Source organism: Profundibacterium mesophilum KAUST100406-0324 (assembly GCF_009835145.1).
Classification (GTDB): domain Bacteria; phylum Pseudomonadota; class Alphaproteobacteria; order Rhodobacterales; family Rhodobacteraceae; genus Profundibacterium; species Profundibacterium mesophilum.
On record NZ_APKE01000028.1, the window covers coordinates 29911 to 53632 of the forward strand.

Consider the following 23722-nt stretch of genomic DNA (forward strand, 5'->3'; position numbering starts at 1 on the left):
ACCGGTCCTCTTCAGGATACGGCGATGCGCGGATTGAGCCACGCATAGCCGATATCGGAGATGAGCTGCGTTGCCAGGACGACGACGACCGACACGACCGAGACGCCGAGCAGCAGGTCGATATCGTTGTTGCCGGCGGCCTCGACGAGGGTCCAGCCGAAGCCCTTGTAGCTGAACAGCGTCTCCACGATGACCACCCCGTTCAGCAGCCACGGGATCTGCAGCATGATGACCGTGAAGGGCGCGATGAGCGCGTTGCGCAGCGCATGGACGAGAACGATCCGGCCGAAGCCGAGCCCCTTGAGCCGCGCGGTGCGGATATATTGCGCGGTCATGACCTCGGCCATGGAGGCGCGTGTCATGCGCGCGATATATCCCATTCCGAAGAGCGAGATCGTCAGGACCGGAAGGAAGAAATTCTCGAAGGTCGCGTTCTCCATCGCGCTGCTCGCGGTGCCCTTGAGCCATTTCAGCCCACCGGCGGAGGAGGCGAAGACCGCGATGAGGATGACACCGGAGACATATTCGGGCGTCGCCGTGGTGACGATCGACACGGTCGAGAGCGCACGGTCGCTGCGCGATCCCTCGCGAATTCCGGCAAGCACCCCGATCAGCAAAGCGCTCGGCACCATCAGAACGAGGACCCAGCCCATGAGCTTGCCGGTCAGGGCGAGCCGCGTCGCGATGATCTCGGTCACGTCCTGGCGAAAGACCGTCGAGCGGCCCCAATCGCCCTGCAGGATGCCGCAGTAGCGCGCGGCGGTGGCGCCCTCCGCCTCCGTATCGGGCGCGTCATCGCCGGCCTCCGCCTGCCGTGCCTCCCGAAGCGACAGGCACCGGCCGACGGGCCGGCCCGCGGCGTCTTGGCCGACATGGGCCGGCAGCACGCCGAGCCAGCGGCCATATTTGACGGGGAGGGGCGCCAGGTGGCCCCGCGCCTCGAGCCATGAGGCGACCTGCTCGTCGCCCATCCTGACATTGCCGGCGCTCTTGGCCAGCTTCTCCAGATTCGGAGGAAGGTTGGTGAGCCAGAAGACGATGAAGGTGAGGCACAGCGCCGTCAGCAGCATCATCGCCACGCGGCGCAGGATGAACAGGATCATGCGCGGTCCTCGTTCGGGGATGTGCACGCACCCAGCCCAGCGCGCCGGTGGAGCGAGCCATATGGGCGGGCAACAGGACGGCCCCCGGCGCGGGTCTTCGCACCGGGGGCCGGTTCAGCCAGTCGCTCGGAAGCCGCGAGCACGTTCCAGCTCAGGCGGCAAAGCCGATCTTGTAGAGATGGATCTCGTGCGAGGGATGCTTCTCGGCGCCCACGAGCGTGTCCACGTAATGAGTGTAGAGCGAGCGCCAGTAGGGCTGGATGATCACCCCTTCCTCGCGCAGGATCATCTCGAGCTCGGCGGTTACCTTGCTGCGCTCCTCGGCATCGGCGATCGCGTTCGCCTTGTCGATCAGCGCGTCGAAGGTCTCGTCCTCGAACGCCGTTTCGTTCCAGGCGCCATCGCTGCGATAGGCGAGGTAGAGGACCTGGACGCCCAGGGGGCGGTGGTTCCAGGTGGTGGCGCTGAACGGGTACTTGGTCCAGTCGTTCCAGAAGGTGGAGCCGGGAAGGATGGTCCGGCGCACCTTCAGCCCTGCATCGCGCAGCTGCGCCGCCGCCGCGTCACCGGTGTTGCGCTGCCAGTCGTCGTCGAGGGTGATGAGCTCATGCTCGAATTCCTCGAGCCCGGCTTCCTTCATCAGCTCGAGCGCCTGCGACGGGTCGGTCTCGGCGGGGCCGATATCGGCATATTCGGGATGGATCGGCGCCACGTGGTGGTTGGCCGCCACCCGGCCGCGCCCCGAGATGCCAAGCTCAAGAAGGACGTTGTTGTCGATCGCGAGCGCGAGCGCGCGGCGCGCCTCGCGGCTGGAATAGGGGACGGTGCCATCCACCTCGGCCTTCTGGTTGGGGCGCAGCACGATGGTCGAGGCGGTGACCACCTCGGACTTGGTCCAGCCGAGCCCGTCCATCACGTCGACGAAATCGCCGATCGTCTCGTAGAAAAGATCGACCTCGCCCGAATCGGCCGCGGCGACCCAGGAGGATGGATCGGTGCCGTAATCGATGAACTCGACGGTATCGACATAAGGCCCGCCATAGATCTCGGTGCCCCACCATTCCTGCTCGGTGTTGCGCGTCAGGACCGCCTTCACGCCCACCTCCATCGAGACGGGGACGAAGGGCCCGGTGCCGATGCCGTTGTCGAAGGGATCGCCGCCGGCATAGCTTTCATGCGTGATCGCGGCGGGATAATCGGACAGGTTCGCGATCAGCGCGATATCGGGGTTGGAAAAGTTCAGGATGACCGTCGAATCGTCGGGCATCTCGATCGCGCCTTCGCGCGCCTGCCCGGTATCGGGGTTCATCAGGCCGGCCATGCGGCTCGGCATCGAGTTCGATTCCATCGAGCTGTCGCACCAGCCCTCGATGTTGCGCACGACGTCGCGCGCGGTGAAATCGTCGCCATTGTTCCACTTAACGCCCTTGCGCACGTTGAGGACGTAGCGGGTCGCGTCGTTGTTGACCTCCCAGCCTTCCAGAAGCATCGGGCGGAAGGTGCCGTCGGCCTGGTATTCGACCAGGTATTCGAGAAAGCCGCGCGACTGGTTTGCCAGCTCGGACCAGTCATAGGCGCGCGGGTCCTTCATCGCCTTGACGCTTTGCTGGATACGCAGGATGCCGCCGGTCTGCACATGGCTTTCGGCGCGCGCGGGAGCGGGCAGGCCGGCCATGCCGTAGGCGGCGGCGGCGCCGAGCCCGAGCGCCGTCGCGCGGGTCAGGAATTCGCGGCGGTCGAGCTTGCCATCGCGCAACTCACGGGCATGCATCTCGATTGCCGGGTGGATGCGGCTCTTGGAACTGGGGGTCATCGTCTCTCCCTTCGGGCGGGCTTCTTGGCCATGCTTGGTTTCGCCTCAGGCGTGAAACGGTGAACTTAAACCGCGCGGCGGCGAAGAACAGTCCTTTCTGCCGGGCGTTCGATCACCTTGCCGCAATCCGCGTCCAGTCCGCCATGCGGGCCCGGAACCAGGTGCGCTGCCGCTTGGCATACCGGCGCGTGGCCAGGATCGCCGCCTCGCGCGCCTCCTCCAGCGTGATCTCACCGCGCAGATGGGCGGCAAGCTCCGGTGCTCCGATGGCGCGCGCATCCGGGCGTGCGGCGTCCCAGCCGGGAAGATTGGCCCTGACCTCGTCGAGAGCGCCGCGGGCCAGCATCGCATCGAAACGCGCCTCGATCCGCGGATCGAGCATGGCCTTCGGCGCCTCCATCACCAGGCAGAGGGCGTCCCGCGGTGCCAGCAGCGGGGGCGGGGTGTCGTCCTGCCAGTCGGCGAGACCGCGCCCCGTCGCCGCCGCGACTTCCCATGCGCGGCGCAGCCGGGCGGGGTTTCGCCGGTCGAGGCGGCTTGCGGTGCGCGCGTCGATGTCGCGCAGCAGTCCGCAGAGCCCCTCCGCCTCCAGCCGCTCGCCCGAACGCTGCCGCCAGACCGGCGGTATGGCCGGAATGGGCGCGAGGCCGGCGGTCAGCGCGGCGAAGTAGAGCCCGGTCCCCCCGACGATGACCGGGCGGGGGCCGTGATCGAGATACGGCGCCACCGCGCGCAGCCAGTGTCCGGCGGAATAGGGCGCGCCGCCCGGGACATGGCCGAAAAGAGCGTGGGGCAGGGCCGCCTCTTCCCCGGCGGAGGGCCGGGCGGTGAGAATGCGCCAGTTGGCATAGACCTGCAGCGCATCGGCATTGACGACGATGCCGCCATGGGCGCGCACGATGCGCATCGCCAGCTCGGATTTTCCGCTCGCCGTCGGCCCCGCGATCAGCACGGGCCGCTCCGGGCTGGCCGCTGCCGCGATCGCCTCCTCGGGGCTCATCTGTCGATCATCCTGCGCATCTCGTCTCCGGCGATTGAATCCGGCAGGGTTTTCCGACATTTTCGCGCCGAAGGCAAAACACCGGACAAGGCAGGACAAGATGACCGATGCAGGCGGCAGCGCGCGGGCGGGCGAGGACAACCTTCCCAGCGCCACGCGCACCTATGACAGGGTGCTTCTGAAGATTTCCGGCGAGGCCCTGATGGGGCCGCAGGGCTACGGGCTGCATCCGCCCACCGTGGCGCGCATCGCGCAGGAGGTCAGGTCGGTGCACGATCTCGGCGTCGAGATCTGCATGGTGATCGGGGGTGGCAACATCTTCCGCGGCCTGCAGGGCAGCGCCCAGGGCATGGAGCGCACCACGGCCGACTACATGGGGATGCTGGCGACCGTGATGAACGCGCTCGCGATGCAGGCCGCGCTCGAGGATGAGAAGATCCACACCCGCGTGATCTCCGCCATCCCGATGGACCAGGTCTGCGAGCCTTATATCCGGCGGCGGGCGGTGCGCCATCTCGAGAAGAAGCGCGTGTGCATCTTCGCGGCCGGCACCGGCAATCCCTATTTCACCACCGACACCGCCGCCACGCTCAGGGCCAACGAGATGAGCTGCCAGGCGATCTTCAAGGGCACCAAGGTCGACGGCGTCTACGACATGGACCCGGCAAAGCATGCCGAGGCACGCCGCTACGACCGCATCACCTATGACGAGGTGCTCCAGAAGCATCTTGGCGTCATGGATGCCAGCGCGATCGCCCTCGCGCGTGACAACCGCCTGCCGATCGTGGTCTTCTCGCTGGATGAGCCCGGCGGATTTCGCGGCATTCTGGCGGGCAAGGGAACCTATACCATCGTTCACGACTGATCCAGGGGCGACGGGATGCGCCGGCTCGCCCGCCAGCTGGTGCGGCCCGGCTGCCCCGCCGGCGGGATCGCGGGTGGCCGGGGCCTATACAAGAGTTGCCGTTTGGGAATATATCCGGGCGCAACGCCTTAAAATTCGAAGAGAGCATGTTCCATGGCTGACGACGACAAGGAAATCGACATCGACGACCTCAAGCGCCGGATGGATGGCGCCATGACGGCCCTGCGTCACGAGTTCGCCTCGCTGCGCACCGGGCGCGCCTCGGCCTCGATGGTCGAGCCGATCATGGTCGATGCCTACGGGGCGCCGACGCCGATCAACCAGGTCGGGACTGTCAACGTGCCCGAGCCGCGCATGGTCACCATCACCATCTGGGACAAGAGCCTGGTGGGCAAGGCCGAAAAGGCGATCCGGGAATCCGGCCTCGGGATCAACCCGGTGATCGACGGGATGACCATTCGTCTGCCGATCCCCGAGCTCAACGAGGAGCGCCGCATCCAGCTCTCAAAGGTCGCCGGCAGCTATGCCGAGAATGCCCGTGTGGCGATCCGCAACGTGCGGCGCGACGGCATGGACCAGCTCAAGAAAGCCAAGTCGGCCGGCATGTCGGAGGATGATCACAAGATCTGGTCGGGCGAGGTCCAGGAGATCACCGACAGCCATATCGCCGCGATCGACAAGGCGCTCGAGACCAAGCAAGAAGAAATAATGCAGGTCTGACCCCCGGTCAGGCGCTGGCATGTATCGAAGGAGCCGCGCAATGAGCAGCACGAACCCCCAATCCCGGCCGTTGCATGTCGCCGCGATCATGGACGGCAACGGGCGCTGGGCGCAGGCCCGGGGGCGGCCGCGACTCTTCGGCCACCACGCCGGGGCCAAGCGGGTCAAGGAGATTGTCAGGGCCTGTCCCGATCTGGGGGTCAAATACCTCACGATCTTTGCGTTCTCGACCGAGAACTGGAAGCGGACCCAGACCGAGGTTGCGGGGCTGATGAAGCTTTTCCGCCGCTACATCCGGCGCGAGGCGGGCGATCTTCTGGCAGAAGGGGTGCGGGTCCGCTTCATCGGTGACCGTGTCAAGCTCGACGCGAAGCTGGTGCGGATGATGGACGAGCTGGAGCTTCTGACCAGCCGCAACGACAACGTGCACCTGACGATCGCGCTCAATTACGGGGGGCGCGACGAGCTTGGCCGGGCCACCAAGCGGCTGGCGCAGGAAGTCGCCGCGGGGCGCATCGAGGCATCCAAGGTCGACGAGACGACGCTGGCACGCTTTCTCGACACATGCCTGCTTCCCGATCCCGACCTCGTCATCCGCACCTCCGGCGAGGCGCGGATCTCCAATTTCCTGCTCTGGCAGTCGGCCTATGCCGAGTATGAGTTCATCGACACGCTCTGGCCCGACTTCTCCACCGAGGTCTTCGCCGGGGTGCTCGACAGCTTCGCGGCCCGCGAGCGCCGGTTCGGCGCCGTTCCGGCATGAGCGCTTCGGGGAAATGGGATGACCTCCTCACCCGGCTGACCTCTGGCGGCATCGTCGCCTCGATCGGCCTCCTGGCGGTCTGGTTCGGCGGGCCGATCTTCCTGCTCCTGACGACGGCGATCAGTGCCGTCATGGTCTGGGAGCTGGTGCGCATGCTCGACAAGAATGCCCCCGCGGTGATGATCGCCGGCAGCGCCGCCGTGGCGCTCCTGATCGCGCTTTTCGTGCCCGTGGGCTATGCCGTGCCGCTGTTGATCGCGCCCGTCTTCGTAGGGTTCGGACAGCTTGAGCGCCGCCGCGCGACGTTCAGTCTCTTTTCGGTGATGATCCTGCTGGCCGGCTACGGCCTTTTCGTCTTGCGCGACCAGTATGGCTTCTTGTGGATGATGTGGCTCGTGCTGGTGGTGATCGCCACCGACATCGCCGGCTACTTCGCGGGACGCTTCATCGGGGGGCCGAAATTCTGGCCCCGCGTCAGCCCCAAGAAGACATGGGCCGGGACGATTGCCGGCTGGGTCGGCGCGGCCCTCGTCGGGGCGGCCTTCGTGATCTGGGGTGACGCGCAGGCGCAGGTGATCGGCCTTTCGGTCGCCCTGTCGATGGCATCGCAGATCGGCGACATCGCCGAATCGGCGGTGAAGCGCCGCGTCGGCGTGAAGGACAGCTCCAACCTCATCCCCGGTCATGGCGGCCTCTTCGACCGGTTTGATGGCATGCTCGGCGCCTCCATCCTGCTGCTGATGCTGGGCCGTCTCGTGGCCTTCCCGCCGGGCCTGTCGTGAAGCGCATCGCGATCTTCGGGGCGACCGGCTCCATCGGATGTTCGACGCTCGACCTCATCGGCAGGACGCCGGATGCCTACAGTGTCGAGGTACTGACAGGCGGGCGCAACATCGAGCGCCTTGCCGCGCAGGCCAAGCATCATGGCGCGGCCCTCGCGGTGACGGCCCACGAGGAGGCCCTGCCGGAGCTGCGCGAGCGCCTTGCCGGGAGCAGGGTCGAGGCCGCCGCCGGGCGCGCCGCCCTGATCGAGGCCGCGCAGCGCCCCGCCGACTGGACCATGTCCGCGATCGTCGGGGCCGCCGGACTGGCACCGGGGCTCGCGGCCCTTGCGCAAGGCAACACGCTTGCCCTCGCGAACAAGGAGAGCCTCGTGACCGCGGGACCGCTCCTGATGGAGCGCGCGCGGCAGCACGGGGCCCGCATCCTGCCTGTCGACAGCGAGCATTCGGCGGTCTTCCAAGCGCTTGCCGGCGAGCGGATCGAAGCGGTCGAGCGCGTGATCATCACCGCCAGCGGCGGTGCGCTGCGCGATTGGCCGCAGGAGCGTCTTGCGCATGCCACGCCAGAGGAGGCCGGCGCCCATCCCAATTGGGACATGGGTCAGAGGATCACCATCGACAGTGCGAGCATGTTCAACAAGGCGCTCGAGCTGATCGAAACGCATGAGTTCTTCGGGATCGCGCCAGAGAAGATCGAGACGCTGGTGCATCCTGAATCGATGATCCACGCCATGGTGGGGTTCGTGGATGGCGCGCTGATGGCCCATGTCGGCCCGGCGGATATGCGCCATGCGATCGGCTACGCCCTGCACTGGCCCGAGCGCCGCGCGCTTCCCGTCGAACGGCTCGACTTCGCCGCGCTCGGCGGTTTCACATTCCGCGCTCCCGACGAGGACCGCTGGCCGGCGCTGCGCCTCGCGCGCGAGGTCATGGCCGCGGGCGGGTTGAGCGGCGCGATCTTCAACGCGGCGAAGGAGGCGGCGCTCGACGCGTTTCTTGCACGCCGCATCGGCTTCATGCAGATGGCGCAGATCGTCGAGCGCGTCCTCGCACGAATGTCAGGCGACGTGAGCCTCTCCGGCGATCTTGACCTTGATAAGGTCGAGCAGGCCGATCATCTGGCACGTATCCGCGCGGGCGAAGAGATCGCTGCCCTTTCCGGACGGATGCCGGAACGCGCCGGCGCCACCTACAGCCTCACCTGATCGAAAGAGAGCATGGACCTGATTTCCCTCATCCCGTCCTTCGGCGGTTTCCTCTACACGGTCGGGGCCTTCGTGGTCGCGCTCAGCGTCATCGTGGCAGTGCATGAATACGGCCATTACATCGTCGGCCGCTGGTCCGGGATCCATGCCGAGGTCTTCTCGCTCGGCTTCGGGCCCGTCCTCTTCTCGCGTCGCGACCGGCGTGGCACCCTGTGGCAGGTGGCCCTGTTGCCGCTCGGCGGATACGTGAAATTCGCAGGCGACGCGAACGCGGCTTCGGTGGGCGAGGCGGATACCCCCGGTCTCGATGCGCAGGAGCGGCGCCGGACCATGCATGGCGCGCCACTCTGGGCGCGCGCGGCCACGGTCGCGGCCGGGCCGGTCTTCAACTTCATCCTGTCGATTGTCGTGTTTTCGGCCGTCATGATGATCCGCGGCGTGCCGAGCGATCCGCTGACCGTGGACGACATCATCGCGCTGCCCCCGCAGGTGCAGGAGCTGCGTCCGGGTGACGAGATCCTGTCGATCGCGGGCCGCGAGGCGCCCGATCTTGACGGGTTCGGCGCTTTCGTCGACGCCCTCCCCAAGGAGCCGGTGCTCGATTACGAGGTTCTGCGCGGCGATCAACGCGTAACCGTCAGCGCGCCTTACCCGATGCCCGCCGCCGTGGGCGGAGTGACGCCGCAATCGGCGGCGGCGGATGTGGACATGCGCATCGGCGACGTGATCACCGCGGTCGATGGCGCCCCGATCTTCGCCTTCGACCAGCTGCGCGAGAAGGTGGCCGCGGCCGATGGCGCGACGATGGAGCTCGACGTCTGGCGCAGCGGTCCGGGCGATGGCGCGCGTGAGACATTCGTCCTCGCGCCGCGCCGGGTCGATCTCCCGGCGGCCGATGGCGGCTTCGAGACGCGCTGGCTGATCGGGATCACCGGCGGGCTGCTCTTCGAGCCGCGCACCGCGATGCCGGGTCCGCTCGAGGCGATCGGCTACGGCGCCGAGCAGACGGTCTTCATCGTGCGCTCGAGCCTGTCGGGCCTTTATCACATGGCCGCGGGGCTGATCAGCTCGTGCAACCTGCGCGGCCCGATCGGCATCGCGCAGACCAGCGGCGCGGCCGCCAGCCAGGGCTGGATCAGCTTCGTGTGGTTCATCGCCGTGCTCAGCACCGCGGTCGGGCTGCTCAATCTCTTTCCAATCCCGGTGCTCGATGGCGGCCATCTGGTCTTCCACGGCTACGAGGCGGTGACGGGCCGCCCGCCGAGCGAGCGTGCGCTGAACGTGCTGATGGCGATCGGTCTCGCACTTCTTGGAACCTTGATGATCTTCGCGCTGACGAACGATCTCTTCTGTCCCTGACGCGGGTCCATGAGGGCGGAGGGCATGCGCTTTTCCGCCCAATTGGCGTCACAATCCTCGCCTAGAGCTTTCGGTGAGACGTGACATTTCGAGGCGGAGATCATGGAGCACATTCAGGCGGGAACGCGCAGCATTCAGCTTATCTGCAAGCTCAATTCCGACAGGCTTCTTTATGCCGCGACCATCGCGACCGCCCTTGCCGCGGGCGCGTTCGTGGGATCGCTTTAACGTCCTGAACCACGTCCCGGCGCCGGTATCGGAGGCGGATCGCAGGCCAGTGATGGCAGGCGTCTCGCGCGATCGGGCGCCGCGAAAACTGTGGCCCGCTTGAGCCTCGCAGCCACCCCCCGAACCCGGGGCACATCCCTTCAAGTCATTTTGACAAGGCCCGCCAATCTGGGTAGGCAGATCACACAGGCTTGAAGGCAGTGGATGGGGCAGATGGTGAATTCGGTGAACGGCTCGGCGCAGCGGTATGATTTCGCGCGCGCGCGAAAAGGTCTGGCGCTTGCCGCCTTGCTTGCGGGCACCGCCCTGTCGGTCGGTCTGCCCGGACCGATCCTCGCGCAGGCCTTCGGCTTCGGCTCCGTCACCGTCGAAGGCAACGAGCGGATCGAGGACAGCACCGTCCTGTCCTATGCCAAGATCGGGCAGGGCGCCGTCAGCGGCGGCGAGCTGAACGCCGCCTATCAGCGCATCGTCGCCTCGGGCCTTTTCGAACAGGTCGAACTGGTTCCGCAGGGTGACAGCCTGGTGATCCGGGTCGTCGAATATCCGACCGTCAGCCAGATCAACATCGAGGGCAATCGTCGCATCGAGGACGAGGAACTGATGGCGCTCGTCACCTCCGAGCCGCGCCGTGTCTTCAACCCCCAGACCGCCGAGAGCGACGCGGCGGCCATCGCCAAGCTCTACGAGGCGCGCGGGCGGCTCGCGGCGAGCGTGACACCGCGCATCATCCGCCGCTCGGACAACCGCGTCGATCTGGTCTTCGAGGTCGTCGAGGGCGGTGTCGTGGAAATCGAGCGCCTTTCCTTCGTGGGCAACCGCGCCTATTCCGACGGGCGGCTTCGCCGCGTGCTCCAGACGAAGCAGGCGGGGCTGCTGCGCCGGCTGATCAGCCGCGACAGCTTCGTCGCCGACCGCATCGAGTTCGACAAGCAGCTCTTGCGCGATTTCTACGCCGCGCGCGGCTACGTGGATTTCCGCATTCTCAGCGTGAACAGCGAGTTCGCCCGCGAGCGCGACGGCTTCTTCATCACCTTCAACGTCCAGGAAGGGCAATCCTTCCGCTTCGGACGGGTCACCGCCAGCAGCGAGCTGTCGCAGGTGAACGCGCAGGACTTCCTCGATGTCTCCGGGATCGACAGCGGCGACACCTACTCGCCGGCCGACGTGGAGAATACCATCGCGCGCATGGAGCGCCTGGCTCTGCGCAAGGGCCTCAACTTCGTCAGGGTCGAGCCGGTGATCAGCCGGGACGCGCGCAACCTCGCGCTCGACGTCGAGTTCAAGCTGGTGCGCGGACCGCGCATCTTCGTCGAGCGGATCGACATCGAGGGCAACGCGACGACGCTCGACCGCGTCATCCGCCGCCAGTTCCGCATCGTCGAGGGCGACCCGTTCAACCCGCGCGAGGTGCGTGCCAGCGCCGAGCGCATCCGTGCCCTTGGTTATTTCGCGAGTGCCGAGGTCGACTCGCGCCAGGGCACGACGCCCGAGCAGGTGATCATCGACGTCGATGTCGAGGAGCAGCCCACGGGCAGCCTCTCCTTCGGCGGCAGCTACAGCGCCGATAACGGGCCCGGCCTCAATATCAGCTTCTCCGAGCGCAACTTCCTCGGCCGCGGCCAGACATTGCGCTTCGAGGTGACGACCGGCACCGACAGCGCCAATACCGACCTCACTTTCATCGAGCCCTATTTCCTTGGCCGGAACCTGCAATTCCGCTTCGATGCCTTCTACAACATCGCCGATCTCGACGAGGCCTCCTACAACACCCGCGTCGTCGGTTTCAGCCCTTCGATCGAGTTCCCGATCGGCGAGGATAGCAGGCTGCAACTGCGCTACAGGTTGTCGAAGGACACGATCTCGAATGTCGATCAGGGCGATCCCGATGATCCCACCGACAACGGCTCCTCGCCGATCCTCCAGGCCGAGGAGGGCAGCCGCTATACAAGCCAGGTCGGCTACAGCTTCAGCTATGACACGCGCCGCACGGGTCTCGATCCCAATACCGGCTACCTGCTGCGCTTCGGGCAGGATATCGCCGGGCTCGGCGGTGACAGCGAGTATATCCGCTCCACGGCGCTCGGCGTCGCCCAGACCAAGGTCTACAACGAAGAGGTGACGCTGCGCGCGACGCTCGAGGGCGGGTCGATCAACGCGATCAACGACCAGACGACGCGGGTGACGGACCGCTTCTTTCTCAACAGCAACCAGCTGCGCGGCTTCGCGCCGCTCGGCGTCGGTCCGCGCGATCTGAACGCGACCAACAGGGACGCGCTCGGCGGCAACGCCTATGTCGCCGCCCGGCTCGAGGCCGAGTTCCCGCTCGGCCTTCCGGAAGAATACGGGATCACCGGCGGTCTCTTTCTGGATGCAGGCTCGGTCTGGTCGCTCGACAATGTCGAAGGCGCCGGCGGCGTCGAGGTCGACGACGATTTCCATCTGCGCTCGTCGGTCGGCGTGTCGGTTTTCTGGACCACACCCATCGGCCCGCTGCGCTTCAATTTTGCCAAGGTGCTTGAGGCACAGGATTACGACGAGGAGCAGCCCTTCAACGTGACCATCTCGACCACGTTCTGATCCGGTGCAAAGCTCCCTGCTTCTCCGAGCCGCCCTGATCGCGGCCCTGTCCTGGCCTGCCGGCGGATCGGCGCAGCAGGAAACCGCGCCTGAACCATCCGGCCAGCGCACTGCCCCGCAGCCGCGTCCCGAGCCCGGCGGGGCGTCGGGGACGCCGCCCTTGCGGCCGGCGCCACGGGGTGGCGGGGATGCGCCTGATGGCGGATCGCTTCCTGCCGAGGCGGCGCCCTCGGGGGAGGCCGGCATGCAGCCCAGCGCGTTCGTGCCCACCGGGATCCTCGTGGTCGACCAGGAACGGCTCTTCTTCGAAAGTGTCTATGGCAGGGAAATCCTGGCCGAGATCGATCGTCGCACCGATGCGCTCGCCGCCGAGAACCGGGAGATCGAGGCGGAGCTCGTCGCCGAGGAGCGCGAGTTGACCGAGCGCCGCTCGGCGATGCAGGCGAAGGCGTTCCGCGAGCTTGCCGAGGCCTTCGATGCGAAGGTGCATGATCTGCGCCAGGCGCAGGATGCGAAAGTGCGCGACGTGACACGCCTGCGCGAGGAGGCCCGGCAGCGCTTCTTCGGCGAGGCGGGCGAGGTGCTGACACAGATCGTGCGCGAGCGCGGCGCCGTCGTCCTGATGGATCGACGCTCCGTCCTTGCCGCCGTTCCCGAGAGCGACATCACCGACATCGCGGTTGCCCGGATCAATGCCGAGCTGGGGCAGGGTGGAGCGGACCCCGAGGCCCGGGCGCCCGGTGGCCGGCCACTTTCGCCCGATGCGTCGACATCCGGCAGGCCGGGATTCGATGCGCCGTCGCCCGCCGATACGGAAGCGCCCGCCAGCGGCGGATAGAGGCACCGCCGGAAACTTGTCACTCCGGCCCGCGCTTGCTAGTCAGACTGGGATCGCGGCGCCGCCGGCCGCACCGAGGGGATCCGAATGACCGACACGAAGACCGCCGACATCCACTTGATCCAGAGGATCATTCCGCACCGCTATCCCTTCCTGCTCGTGGACAAGGTGCGCGACATCAAGGGCCACGAAAGCGCGATCGGCATCAAGAATGTCAGCTTCAACGAGCCGCATTTCCAGGGGCATTTTCCCGGCGCGCCAATCATGCCCGGCGTGACCATCGTCGAGGCGATGGCGCAGACCGCGGCGGTGATGGTCGGGGTGGCGCAGGACCTCGCGGACAAGGAGTTCCTGGTTTATTTCATGGCCATCGAATCCGCCAAGTTCCGCCGGAAGGTGGTGCCGGGCGATGTGCTCGAGATGCATGTGACGACGAAGCGCGGCGGCGGCAAGGTGTGGAAATTCCACGGCCGTGCCGAGGTCGACGGGGAGCTCGCCTGCGAGGCCGAGTTCACCGCGATGATGGACATGCCCAAGTAGATGCAGATCCCCGCGACAGCCCGGGTTCATCCCAGCGCCGTGGTCGAGCCGGGCGCGGTGATCGGCGAGGACGTGCGGATCGGTCCGTTCTGCTGCGTCGGTCCCGAGGTCGTGCTTGGTGCGGGCGTGGAGCTTCGCAGCCATGTCGTGGTTACCGGCCGCACAAGGATCGGCGCGCAGACGGTCGTCTTTCCCTTCGCCTGCCTGGGGGAGATCCCGCAGGACCTGAAATTCGCTGGCGAGCGGACCGAGCTGATCATCGGGGCGCGCAATCGCATTCGCGAGCATGTCACGATGAATACCGGCACCAGCGGCGGCGGCGGCGTCACGCGGGTCGGTGATGACGGGCTTTTCATGGCCGGTGCCCATGTCGCGCATGATGCGCAGGTCGGCGACCGTGTCATCATGGTGAACAATTCGGCCCTCGCCGGCCATTGCGTGCTTGGCGACGAGGTGATCCTCGGGGGGCTCTCGGGCGTTCACCAATGGGTCCGGATCGGGCGTGGCGCGATTATCGGAGCGGTGACGATGGTGACCGCCGACGTGATGCCGCATGCGCTCGTGCAGGGACCGCGCGGCAGCCTCGACGGGCTCAATCTCGTCGGCCTGAAGCGCAAGGGCGTCCCGCGCGAGGAAATCGCCGCGCTGAGGGCCGGCTTCGAGACACTCAGGGGCGGCGACGGCGCGTTCCAGGACCGCGCGCGTGATCTTCTGGAACGCACCCAGAGCGAGCTGCTGCGCGAGATTGCGCAGTTCATCCTCGATCGCAGCGATCGCGGCCATCTCACCCCGTCATGAGCCTGGCGCTCCTTGCAGGAAAGGGACAACTACCCGTGCTGGTGCATCGGGCCTGCGCCGCCGGGGGAGATGCGCCGCTGGTGATCGAGCTCGAGGGCGTGCCGAGCGATCTCGACCGGGAGGTGGTCACCGAACGCTTCCGCCTCGAGACGATCGGAAGCCTGATCGCGCGCCTAGAGGCGCGCGGCGTTCGCCGACTGTGCCTTGCCGGGGCCGTGCGCAGGATGCCGATCGACCCGGCCCTGATCGACGTGGCCACGATGCCGCTCGTTCCGCGTCTGACGGCGGCCCTGTCGCAAGGCGATGACGGTGCGTTGCGCTGCGTGCTTGCGCTGTTCGAGGAGGCGGGGATCGCGATCGTAGGGGCGGATGAGCTTGTCCCCGGCCTTCTGCCGGCGGCGGGATGGTTGGGCGCGGTGCCCCCCGGCGGCCCCGGACCGGAGCTTGCGGCGGACGCGGCGCGCGCGGCGCGATGCGTGTCGGCGCTCGGCGCGCTCGACATCGGGCAGGCTTGCGTCGTCTCGCGCGGGCAGGTGCTCGCGGTCGAGACCTTGCCCGGAACGGACTGGATGCTGCACAGCCTGGCCGCCGGACATGACGGTGCGCCCGGCGGAGTACTCTACAAAGCGCCGAAACCCGGCCAGGATCGCCGTGTCGATCTTCCGGCGATCGGACCTGCGACCGTGCGTCTTGCCGCCGAGGCGGGGCTGTCGGGTATCGTGTTGGCGCAGGGCGGGGTGATGGTGCTCGGCGCGCAGGAGACGGGGCGCGAAGCTGCCGATCTTGGGCTTTTCATATGGGTGCGCGACGGGAAGGACGGATCGTGAGGGTTTTCCTGATCGCGGGCGAGCCCTCCGGCGACAGGTTGGGTGCCGCCCTGATGCGTGGTTTGCGGGTGTTGCAGCCGGATGTGCAATTCGCGGGCGTGGGCGGCGATGAGATGACCGGCGAGGGCCTGCGCAGCCTGTTCCCGATGCAGGAGCTTTCGGTAATGGGGATCACCGAGGTGCTGCCGCGCTATCCCTCCCTGCGCCGCCGCATGGTCGAGACCGCCGATGCGGTGATCGAGGCCGAGCCCGATGTCCTCATCACCATCGACAGCCCCGATTTCTGTCTTCGCGTGGCCAGGCGCGTGCGTGCGGCGAGCCCGCTGCGCATCGTGCATTACGTGGCCCCGTCGGTCTGGGCGTGGCGGCCGGGGCGGGCACGGAAGATGGCCGCGCATGTGGATCAGGTCCTCGCCCTCCTGCCGTTCGAGCCGCCCTACATGGAAGCGGCGGGAATGCGGTGCGATTTCGTCGGCCATCCGGTCGCGGAGGAGCCGCAGGCCAATGTCTCGCAGCGCGCCGATTTCCGCCGCGACTGGGACCTGGGGGAGGCGCCGCTTCTCCTGGTGCTGCCGGGGTCGCGCAAGAGCGAGGTCGAGCGGCTGATGCCGGTCTTCGCCGAGGCGGTCGAGATGCTCGCCGCCGCCCGGCCAGACCTGCGCATCGTCATCCCCGCCGCGGCCCCGGTGATCGGCAGGGTCCGGGAACTCGCGGCACGGTGGCCCCACACGCCGCTCATCCTCGATCCCGCGGAGGGAGAAGATCCCGCCTCCCGGAAGAGGGCCGCCTTCGGCGCCGCCGATATGGCGCTCGCGGCGTCCGGCACGGTCTCGCTGGAGCTTGCGGCCGCCGGAACGCCGATGGTCATCGCCTATGACATGTCCTGGCTCAGCTGGCAGGTGATGAGCCGGATGGTGCGCATCGAAAGCGCCACCCTCGTCAACCTGGTGACCGACACGAAGATGGTGCCCGAGTTCCTTGGGCCCGATTGCCGGCCCGGTCCGATCGCCGGCGCCCTGATCGCCCTCGCGCAGGATCCGGGACGGCAGGACGCTGTCCTCGATGCCGCGATGACGGCGCTTGGACGGGGAGGCGAGGAACCCGGCCTGCGTGCCGCCCGCGCGGTGCTTGCCGGGATCGCGGGCCTCGGCGAGGATGGGGGCGCGGCGCTCTAGCGCTCGCGCCCGTCACCCGATCAGTAGCCGCGCCAGATCCAGCCGCCGCCGAGGATCCGGGGGCTTTCCGGATCGTAGAAGACACAGGCCTGTCCCGGCGACACACCATCCTCCGCCACGACCAGTTCCACCTCCGCCTCATGCGTCCCGCGCGGCCGGATGAGCGCCTCGCGCGGGGGCCGGGTGGAGCGCACCTTGACATCGAGCCGCCAGCTCTCGCGGCTTTCGAAGGGCGCATCGCCAAGCCAGTTGATCTCGCGCACCGGGATCGTGCGGGTGGCCAGAAGCTCCTTGGGGCCGACGACCACCTGCCGCTTGTCGACATCGAGCCTGACGACGTAGAGCGGCTCGTCGAGGCCGCCGATGCCAAGGCCCCGGCGCTGCCCGACCGTGTAATGGATCACGCCGCGATGCTCGGCGAGCACGCGCCCGTCGACATGTACGATCTCTCCCGGATCGGCGGCGCCGGGGCGCAGTTTCTCGATCACGGCGGCATAGTTTCCGTCGGGCACGAAGCAGATGTCCTGGCTGTCGGGCTTGTCGGCGACCCCGAGGCCGTAGCGCGCGGCAAGGCTGCGTGTCTCGGCCTTGCTCGCCAGGTGACCAAGCGGGAAGCGCAGGTAATCGAGCTGCTCCGGTGTCGTCGAGAACAGGAAATAGCTCTGATCGCGCGCGGCATCGGCCGCTGAGTGCAGCTGCGCGCCGCCGGGGGCCGCGACCCTCTGGATGTAGTGGCCGGTCGCCATGCAATCGGCGTCGAGATCGCGCGCCGTTTCCAGTAGGTCCTTGAACTTGACGCGCTCGTTGCACCGGATGCAGGGAACCGGGGTCGCGCCGGCAAGGTAACTGTCGGCGAACTCGTCGATCACTGCCTCGCGGAACGTGTTCTCGTAATCGAGCACGTAATGGGGAAAGCCCATCTCCTCGGCCACGCGGCGCGCGTCGTGGATGTCGAGACCTGCGCAGCAGGCCCCCTTCTTGGCGAGCGCCGCGCCGTGATCGTAGAGCTGCAAGGTGACGCCGACGACGTCGTAACCCTCCTCCTTGAGCATCGCGGCCACGACGGAGCTGTCAACTCCGCCGGACATGGCGACGACGACACGCGTCTCGGCCGGCGGCTTTGCGAAGCCGAGCGAATTGAGCGGCAGGCTGGTGTCGAGCGCCATGATGCGTCGATCCCTTCGGGCATGGAGTGGATTGGAGGGAATATAAGAAAAACGGTTGTATTCGCAAGTCCGTGTTTCACCTGCCGTTAAAGGGCCGACCCTACCCATGTGCAGCGGGGGCATCAGAGGGTGAAAGACAATGTACTTGAGAAAAGTGGACGGCCCGCGGGCCGTGACCCTGCCCAGTGGCCAGGTGATGACGCGTGCCGACCTTCCCGATCCCAAGACGAAGCGTTGGGTTGCGAGCCGCAAGGCCGCCGTGGTGCGCGCGGTCGCCGCCAAGCTGATCACGCGAGAGGAGGCGATGTCGATCTACGAACTCAGTTCCGAGGAACTCACGGCCTGGGCACAGGCTGTCGTGGACCATGGCGAGGCTGCACTCAAGACGACACGTCTGCAGAGGTATAGACAACCTTAGCGTGTGCGGCTACTCTCTATCCTGAGGTAACCAAGGTTTAACCATTCTTGCGCAACTTGGTCCCTGTCAGGATTTGCCCATCGGAGAGCCCCCATGCGTGTTTTGCTAGTCGAGGATGACCCCACAACATCGCGCAGCATCGAGCTGATGCTGACCCATGCCAATTTGAACGTCTATTGTACCGATATGGGGGAGGAAGGGATCGATCTGGCGAAGGTCTATGATTACGACCTGATCCTGCTCGATCTGAACCTTCCCGACATGAACGGGCACGAAGTGCTGCGCCAGCTGCGCATGTCGCGTATCGACACGCCGATTCTGATCCTGAGCGGTGCGAACGATACCGATAGCAAGATCAAGGGCTTCGGTTTCGGGGCGGACGATTATCTCACCAAGCCCTTTCACCGCGAAGAGCTGGTTGCCCGGATTCATGCCATCATCAGAAGGTCGCAGGGCCATGCGCAGTCGGTAATCAATACCGGCCGGATATCGGTCAATCTCGATGCAAAGACCGTCGAGGTGGAGGGCACGCCCGTACATCTGACCGGCAAGGAGTATCAGATGTTCGAGCTGCTCAGCCTGCGCAAGGGCACGACCCTTACCAAGGAGATGTTTCTCAACCATCTCTATGGCGGAATGGATGAGCCGGAGCTCAAGATCATCGACGTGTTCATCTGCAAGTTGCGCAAGAAACTGACGCAGGCAACGGGCGGCGACAGCCATATCGAGACGGTCTGGGGCCGGGGATACGTGCTGCGCGATCCCGAGCCAAGGATGATGGATCAACCGCTCGCCGCCCATGGCTGATCCCGGCAATGCCCTTCGATTTTTCGGCGGGGCATTGCGGGCCATCTCTGGACCGAAAGGTGCCGCGCTTCTATCACGTTGCCTGAGGCGACGATGAGGGCGAGGCGATGGTTGATAGACGTGACGCGGAGACATCCTCGGCGGTCGAGTTGGACGCGGAAGCGGCCGCCAGCGAGCTGGCGGAACTCGCGGCGACGCTCGATGCCGCGAACAGGGCTTACTACGTAGAAGACGAGCCCTTCATCGACGACGCCCGCTACGATGCGCTCAAGCAGCGCAACGCGGAACTTGAGCGTCGTTTCCCCGAGCTTAAGCGCTCTGACAGTCCGAGCGAGAAGGTCGGCGCGCCGGCTGCCGACGGATTTTCCAAGCTCGCGCATCGTGTGCCGATGCTGTCGCTGGGAAACGTCTTCACCGACGAGGATCTGGGCGAGTTCGACCGGTCTGTACGCAATTACCTGGGCCTCGATACCGAGGCGCCGTTGCCCTACACGGCCGAGCCGAAGATCGACGGGTTGTCGCTTTCCCTGCGCTATGAGGGCGGCCGGCTGACCGAGGCCGCGACCCGCGGCGACGGACGGATCGGCGAGAACGTCACCGCCAATGCGCGGACGATCGCGGATATTCCGCAAAGTCTCACCGGCGCTCCCGACATCCTGGAGGTGCGCGGCGAGGTCTATATGAGCCATGCCGATTTCGCCGCGCTGAACGCGCGCCAGGACGCGGCGGGGGCGAAGACCTTCGCCAATCCGCGCAACGCCGCGGCAGGAAGCCTGCGCCAGCTCGATGCGTCCATCACCGCCAGCAGGCCGCTGAGATTCTTCGCCTATACCTGGGGTGAGACCAGCGCCCCGCTTGCCGGCACTCAGATGAAGGCGATCGCGCGGCTCGCTGATCTCGGCTTCAGCACCAATCCGCTGACACGGCTTTGCAGCAGTCTGCCGGAAATGATCGCACATTACTCCGAGATCGCGGAACGCCGGGCCATGCTCGGCTACGATATCGACGGCGTGGTCTACAAGGTCAATGCGCTCGACCTGCAGGCCCGCCTCGGCTTTCGATCGACGACGCCCCGCTGGGCGGTCGCACACAAGTTTCCTGCCGAGCTTGCCTGGACCGTGCTCGAGCGTATCGAGATCCAGGTTGGCCGCACGGGGGCGCTCTCGCCTGTGGCCCGTCTGACCCCTGTGACAGTGGGCGGGGTCGTGGTCTCGAACGCGACCTTGCACAACGAGGATTACATCGCCGGTCGTGATGCCGCCGGCGGGGTCATTCGCGGTGGGCGCGATATCCGCGAAGGCGATCATGTCGAGGTGTTCCGCGCGGGGGACGTGATCCCGAAGATCGCGGATGTCGACCTGGGGCGCCGCCCGGCCGATGCGGTGCCCTTCGTCTTTCCCGAGCAATGTCCGGAATGCGGCTCGGCCGCACCGCGGGCGCCGGGCGATGCCGTGCGCCGCTGCACGGGCGGCCTGATCTGTCCGGCGCAGGCTGTCGAAAGGTTGCGCCACCTCGTCTCCCGCGCAGCCTTCGATATCGACGGGCTCGGGGCGAAACAAGTGGAGCAATTCTACCGCGACGGCTGGATCGCCGAACCGGCGGATATCTTCACCCTGCGCGCCCGCTACGGGCAGGGGCTGCAGCAGCTTCGCAACCGCGAGGGTTGGGGCGACAAATCGGCCCGGTCATTGTTCGACGCGATCGACAAGGCGCGCCGCGTGCCGCTTGCCAAGATGATCTTCGGCCTCGGAATCGCGCATGTCGGCGAGGTCGCGGCGCAGGTTCTGGCGCGCCATTACGAGACATGGGATGCGCTTGCCGCTGCGATGGATGCCGCCGCACAAGAGCCCGCCGCTCATGCCGAGGATGACAAGGCCCGCAAGGCTGCCCTCGCCGAAAGCCCACACTGGGCCGACATGATCGGGATCGACGGGATCGGCTTCACCGTCGCGGTCAGCCTGGTGACGACGATGCAGCAGCACGCCGAGCGGGCATCCATCGACCGTCTCGTGGCCGAGCTCGATATTCTGCCGGAGCAGCGACCGGACATGACCGCGAGCCCGGTTTCCGGCAAGACGATCGTCTTTACCGGCAGCCTCGAGAAGATGACACGGGCAGAGGCGAAGGCGAGCGCCGAACGTCTCGGCGCGAAGGTCTCGGGCAGCGTTTCGGCGAAGACCGATCTTCTGGTGGCCGGCCCCGGGGCGGGATCGAAGGCTGGCAAGGCGGCCGATCTGGGGGTCGAGGTCATCGACGAGGATGGCTGGCTCACGCTGATCGGGATGCAATGAGCCGCCCCGAGATACTTTTCCCGCTCTATTCCACCCTGACTGCCTTGCCGGGGATCGGGGCGAAGACGGCCACGCTCTTCGAGACGATGCAGGTGCGCCGACCGCGCGATCTCCTTTTCACCCTGCCACATTCCGGCATCGATCGCAGCCGGATCGAAACGATCGCGCAAATCGAGACGCCCCGGATGGTCACGGTCGAAATCGAGACGCGCCGTCATATCGCGCCGAGCGCCAAGGGCCGACCGTGGCGGGTCGAGGTGGATGACGGCACGGCCAGTTTCCAGCTCGTTTTCTTTCACGCGCGCGAGGATTGGCTTTCGCGGCAATTGCCAATCGGCGCGGCGCGGATCGTATCGGGAAAACTGGAGCGTTTCGACGGGATCGGACAGATCGTCCATCCCGATCATATCCTCGCACCCGAGGAGGCGCAGTCGATCCCCTCATTCGAGCCGGTCTATCCGCTGGTCGCCGGAATCACGCAGAAACTGATGGCCAAGGCCAGCGCCGCGGCACTCGCGCTCGCGCCCGATCTCGGCGAATGGATCGACCCGGCTCTCAAATCCCGCGAAGCTTGGCCCGATTGGACACAGGCCCTGCAGGATGCGCATTGGCCACAGGGCCCCGAGATGCTGGCGCCAACGGCACCGGCCCGTGCCAGGCTTGCCTATGACGAGCTCTTTGCCCATCAACTGACGCTCTCCCTGGCAAGAACCGCGCGCCGCAAGCGCGCCGGGCGCCCTTCGGTTGCGACCGGGCGGCTGCAATCAAAAGTCCTCGCCGCGCTGCCATATCGGCCGACGGGCGCGCAACTGCGCGCGATCGAGGCCATCGCGGATGACATGGCCGCGCCGCAGCGCATGAACCGGTTGCTGCAGGGCGACGTGGGCTCGGGCAAGACACTGGTCGCTTTCATGGCGCTGCTCGCCGCGGCCGAGGCCGGCGGGCAGGGGGCCATGATGGCCCCGACCGAGATCTTGGCCCGGCAGCATCTCGAAAGCCTGCAACCCCTTGCGGAGCAGGCCGGCGTGGTTCTGGAGCTTTTGACCGGCCGGGACAAGGGCTCGGAACGCGCAGCCAAGCTCGCCGCCATCGCCTCCGGCGATATAAGAATCCTCGTCGGCACCCATGCCGTCTTCCAGAAGGATGTGCAGTTCAACGATCTGCGTCTGGTGATCATCGACGAGCAGCACAGGTTCGGTGTTGGCCAGCGTCTGGAACTCGGTGCGAAAGGCGCGGCGAGCGACATCCTCGTGATGACCGCGACCCCGATCCCGCGCAGCCTGGCGCTGGCCCAATACGGCGACATGGACCTGTCGATCCTCGACGAGAAGCCCCCGGGACGGCAGCCGATCCAGACGGCGCTGCTTCCCCTCGACCGCATACCGGACGTGACCGAACGCCTGCGCGGCGCGGTGCGGCAGGGGCGGCAGGCCTACTGGGTCTGCCCCCTCGTCGAGGAGAGCGAGGTCAGCGCGCTTACCTCCGCGCAGGAGCGCTTCACGCGGCTGCGTGCAGCCCTCGGTGAGGATAGCGTCGGGCTGCTGCATGGGCAGATGCTCCCGGCGGAGAAGGACGCGGTGATGGCAAAGTTCGTCTCCGGCGCGCTGTCGGTGCTCGTCGCGACGACGGTGATCGAGGTCGGGGTTAACGTGCCGGCCGCCACGATCATGGTCATCGAACATGCCGAGAGCTTCGGCCTGTCGCAGTTGCACCAGTTGCGGGGCCGGGTCGGGCGCGGCTCGGATGCGTCGACCTGCCTGCTGCTCTACGCACCGCCACTGGGGGAGACCGGCCGCAAGCGGCTAGAGATCATGCGCGAGACGGAGGATGGCTTCCGCATTGCCGAGGCAGACCTTGAAATTCGCGGGGCCGGGGATCTCATCGGCCACGCGCAATCGGGCCTGCCGCGCTTCCGCATCGCCGATCTCGAGCGTCAGGCCGGGCTGATGGCCACGGCGCAACGCGACGCGAGGGCGCTCCTGGAGACCGATCCGGGGCTACAGACGCCGCGCGGGCAGGCGGCGCGTCACCTTTTATGGCTCATGGAGCAGGACGAGGCGATACGGTTGATCAGCGTCGGATAAGCCTCCCTTTCAAATTGTTCTCACTTCGTTCCGAAATTGCTTGCCATGAATAGGTCAATATGAGAACAAAGAAGAAACAGAAGCGAAGGGAGGATCGGATGTTCAGCGTGATCAAGGTCAGTTTCTCGAGATCGACGACATTCGTGGAAGATCTGTGTGGAGTGTTTGCTCTTGCAGCGCTCTTTATCGCTGGCCTCTACCTTCCAGCTCTCCTCTGAAGGCTCATCCTCTAACTTCTGTTGCCTGTGACCTGCCTACGGCTCGTGGCCGCCCGGATCGCAGTCCGCTCATGTCCCCTGATGCGGCTGCACTCGATCAACCCATCATTCCGCTTCCTGCCTGGGGCGTTTGATGATCCGG

21 protein-coding genes are annotated in these 23722 nt (G+C 66.6%); 17 read left to right on the top strand and 4 right to left on the bottom strand.

All coding sequences use genetic code 11. The features are described 5' to 3' along the window. Positions 1-11: 11 nt before the first annotated feature. The 3 genes from PMES_RS12190 to miaA form a co-directional block, all read right to left on the bottom strand. On the bottom strand, positions 12-1103 hold the full coding sequence (locus tag PMES_RS12190; protein WP_159965999.1) for an ABC transporter permease: 1092 nt from the start codon (positions 1101-1103) through the stop codon (positions 12-14). A gap of 151 nt (positions 1104-1254) precedes the next feature. Then, positions 1255-2916, bottom strand: coding sequence for an ABC transporter substrate-binding protein (locus tag PMES_RS12195; protein ID WP_159966000.1), 1662 nt, complete (start codon positions 2914-2916; stop codon positions 1255-1257). A gap of 112 nt (positions 2917-3028) precedes the next feature. Further along, positions 3029-3916 (bottom strand): tRNA (adenosine(37)-N6)-dimethylallyltransferase MiaA, encoded by an 888-nt coding sequence (gene miaA, locus PMES_RS12200; RefSeq protein ID WP_236549791.1) that lies wholly within the window; start codon positions 3914-3916, stop codon positions 3029-3031. A 100-nt stretch (positions 3917-4016) separates the two neighbouring features. Between miaA and pyrH the strand changes: the two genes are divergently transcribed. The 13 genes from pyrH to lpxB all read left to right on the top strand — a co-directional run bounded on the left by pyrH (position 4017) and on the right by lpxB (position 16596). Continuing rightward, positions 4017-4781, top strand: coding sequence for a UMP kinase (pyrH, locus tag PMES_RS12205; protein ID WP_159966002.1), 765 nt, complete (start codon positions 4017-4019; stop codon positions 4779-4781). A 153-nt stretch (positions 4782-4934) separates the two neighbouring features. Then, positions 4935-5501, top strand: a complete 567-nt coding sequence (gene frr / locus PMES_RS12210) for a ribosome recycling factor (protein WP_159966003.1) — start codon at positions 4935-4937, stop codon at positions 5499-5501. Positions 5502-5541: 40 nt separating this feature from the next. Next, positions 5542-6264: a polyprenyl diphosphate synthase gene (gene uppS / locus PMES_RS12215; protein ID WP_159966004.1), complete on the top strand. Its 723-nt coding sequence runs from the start codon at positions 5542-5544 to the stop codon at positions 6262-6264. Then, entirely contained in the window at positions 6261-7046 is a 786-nt protein-coding gene (locus PMES_RS12220; protein ID WP_159966005.1) for a phosphatidate cytidylyltransferase, read from the top strand. Before uppS ends, PMES_RS12220 begins: the two co-directional genes overlap by 4 nt. Further along, the gene (gene dxr / locus PMES_RS12225) at positions 7043-8251 is read left to right on the top strand and encodes a 1-deoxy-D-xylulose-5-phosphate reductoisomerase (RefSeq protein ID WP_159966006.1); all 1209 of its coding nucleotides are present in this window, start codon (positions 7043-7045) and stop codon (positions 8249-8251) included. Before PMES_RS12220 ends, dxr begins: the two co-directional genes overlap by 4 nt. Before the next feature lie 12 nt (positions 8252-8263). Then, positions 8264-9610 (top strand): RIP metalloprotease RseP, encoded by a 1347-nt coding sequence (gene rseP, locus PMES_RS12230; protein WP_159966007.1) that lies wholly within the window; start codon positions 8264-8266, stop codon positions 9608-9610. 102 nt (positions 9611-9712) lie between these two features. Then, complete coding sequence (locus tag PMES_RS16860; protein WP_268892420.1) at positions 9713-9838, top strand: hypothetical protein; 126 nt, start codon at positions 9713-9715, stop codon at positions 9836-9838. Positions 9839-10051: 213 nt separating this feature from the next. After that, positions 10052-12418 (top strand): outer membrane protein assembly factor BamA, encoded by a 2367-nt coding sequence (bamA, locus tag PMES_RS12235; protein WP_159966008.1) that lies wholly within the window; start codon positions 10052-10054, stop codon positions 12416-12418. A gap of 244 nt (positions 12419-12662) precedes the next feature. Continuing rightward, positions 12663-13256, top strand: coding sequence for an OmpH/Skp family outer membrane protein (locus PMES_RS12240; protein WP_159966009.1), 594 nt, complete (start codon positions 12663-12665; stop codon positions 13254-13256). An 87-nt stretch (positions 13257-13343) separates the two neighbouring features. Further along, a complete protein-coding gene (gene fabZ / locus PMES_RS12245; RefSeq protein WP_159966010.1) occupies positions 13344-13796 on the top strand; it encodes a 3-hydroxyacyl-ACP dehydratase FabZ in 453 nt (150 codons plus the stop codon). Next, positions 13797-14594, top strand: a complete 798-nt coding sequence (gene lpxA, locus PMES_RS12250; protein ID WP_159966011.1) for an acyl-ACP--UDP-N-acetylglucosamine O-acyltransferase — start codon at positions 13797-13799, stop codon at positions 14592-14594. It abuts the gene before it with no gap. Continuing rightward, entirely contained in the window at positions 14591-15421 is an 831-nt protein-coding gene (locus tag PMES_RS12255; RefSeq protein ID WP_159966012.1) for an LpxI family protein, read from the top strand. The genes lpxA and PMES_RS12255 overlap by 4 nt, the downstream gene beginning before the upstream one ends. Further along, a complete protein-coding gene (gene lpxB / locus PMES_RS12260; protein WP_159966013.1) occupies positions 15418-16596 on the top strand; it encodes a lipid-A-disaccharide synthase in 1179 nt (392 codons plus the stop codon). Before PMES_RS12255 ends, lpxB begins: the two co-directional genes overlap by 4 nt. Positions 16597-16616: 20 nt before the next feature. On the opposite strand, the gene mnmA is transcribed toward lpxB, so the two are convergent. After that, positions 16617-17762 (bottom strand): tRNA 2-thiouridine(34) synthase MnmA, encoded by a 1146-nt coding sequence (gene mnmA / locus PMES_RS12265; protein WP_159966014.1) that lies wholly within the window; start codon positions 17760-17762, stop codon positions 16617-16619. Between the two features lie 139 nt (positions 17763-17901). On the opposite strand from mnmA, the gene sciP reads away from it, so the two are divergent. The 4 genes from sciP to recG all read left to right on the top strand — a co-directional run bounded on the left by sciP (position 17902) and on the right by recG (position 23362). Then, positions 17902-18180 (top strand): CtrA inhibitor SciP, encoded by a 279-nt coding sequence (gene sciP / locus PMES_RS12270; RefSeq protein WP_159966015.1) that lies wholly within the window; start codon positions 17902-17904, stop codon positions 18178-18180. A 93-nt stretch (positions 18181-18273) separates the two neighbouring features. After that, positions 18274-18987, top strand: a complete 714-nt coding sequence (gene ctrA, locus PMES_RS12275; RefSeq protein ID WP_159966016.1) for a response regulator transcription factor CtrA — start codon at positions 18274-18276, stop codon at positions 18985-18987. A 107-nt stretch (positions 18988-19094) separates the two neighbouring features. Next, entirely contained in the window at positions 19095-21278 is a 2184-nt protein-coding gene (ligA, locus tag PMES_RS12280; protein WP_159966017.1) for an NAD-dependent DNA ligase LigA, read from the top strand. Beyond that, positions 21275-23362: an ATP-dependent DNA helicase RecG gene (recG, locus tag PMES_RS12285; protein WP_159966018.1), complete on the top strand. Its 2088-nt coding sequence runs from the start codon at positions 21275-21277 to the stop codon at positions 23360-23362. Before ligA ends, recG begins: the two co-directional genes overlap by 4 nt. The last annotated feature ends 360 nt before the right edge of the window (positions 23363-23722 follow it).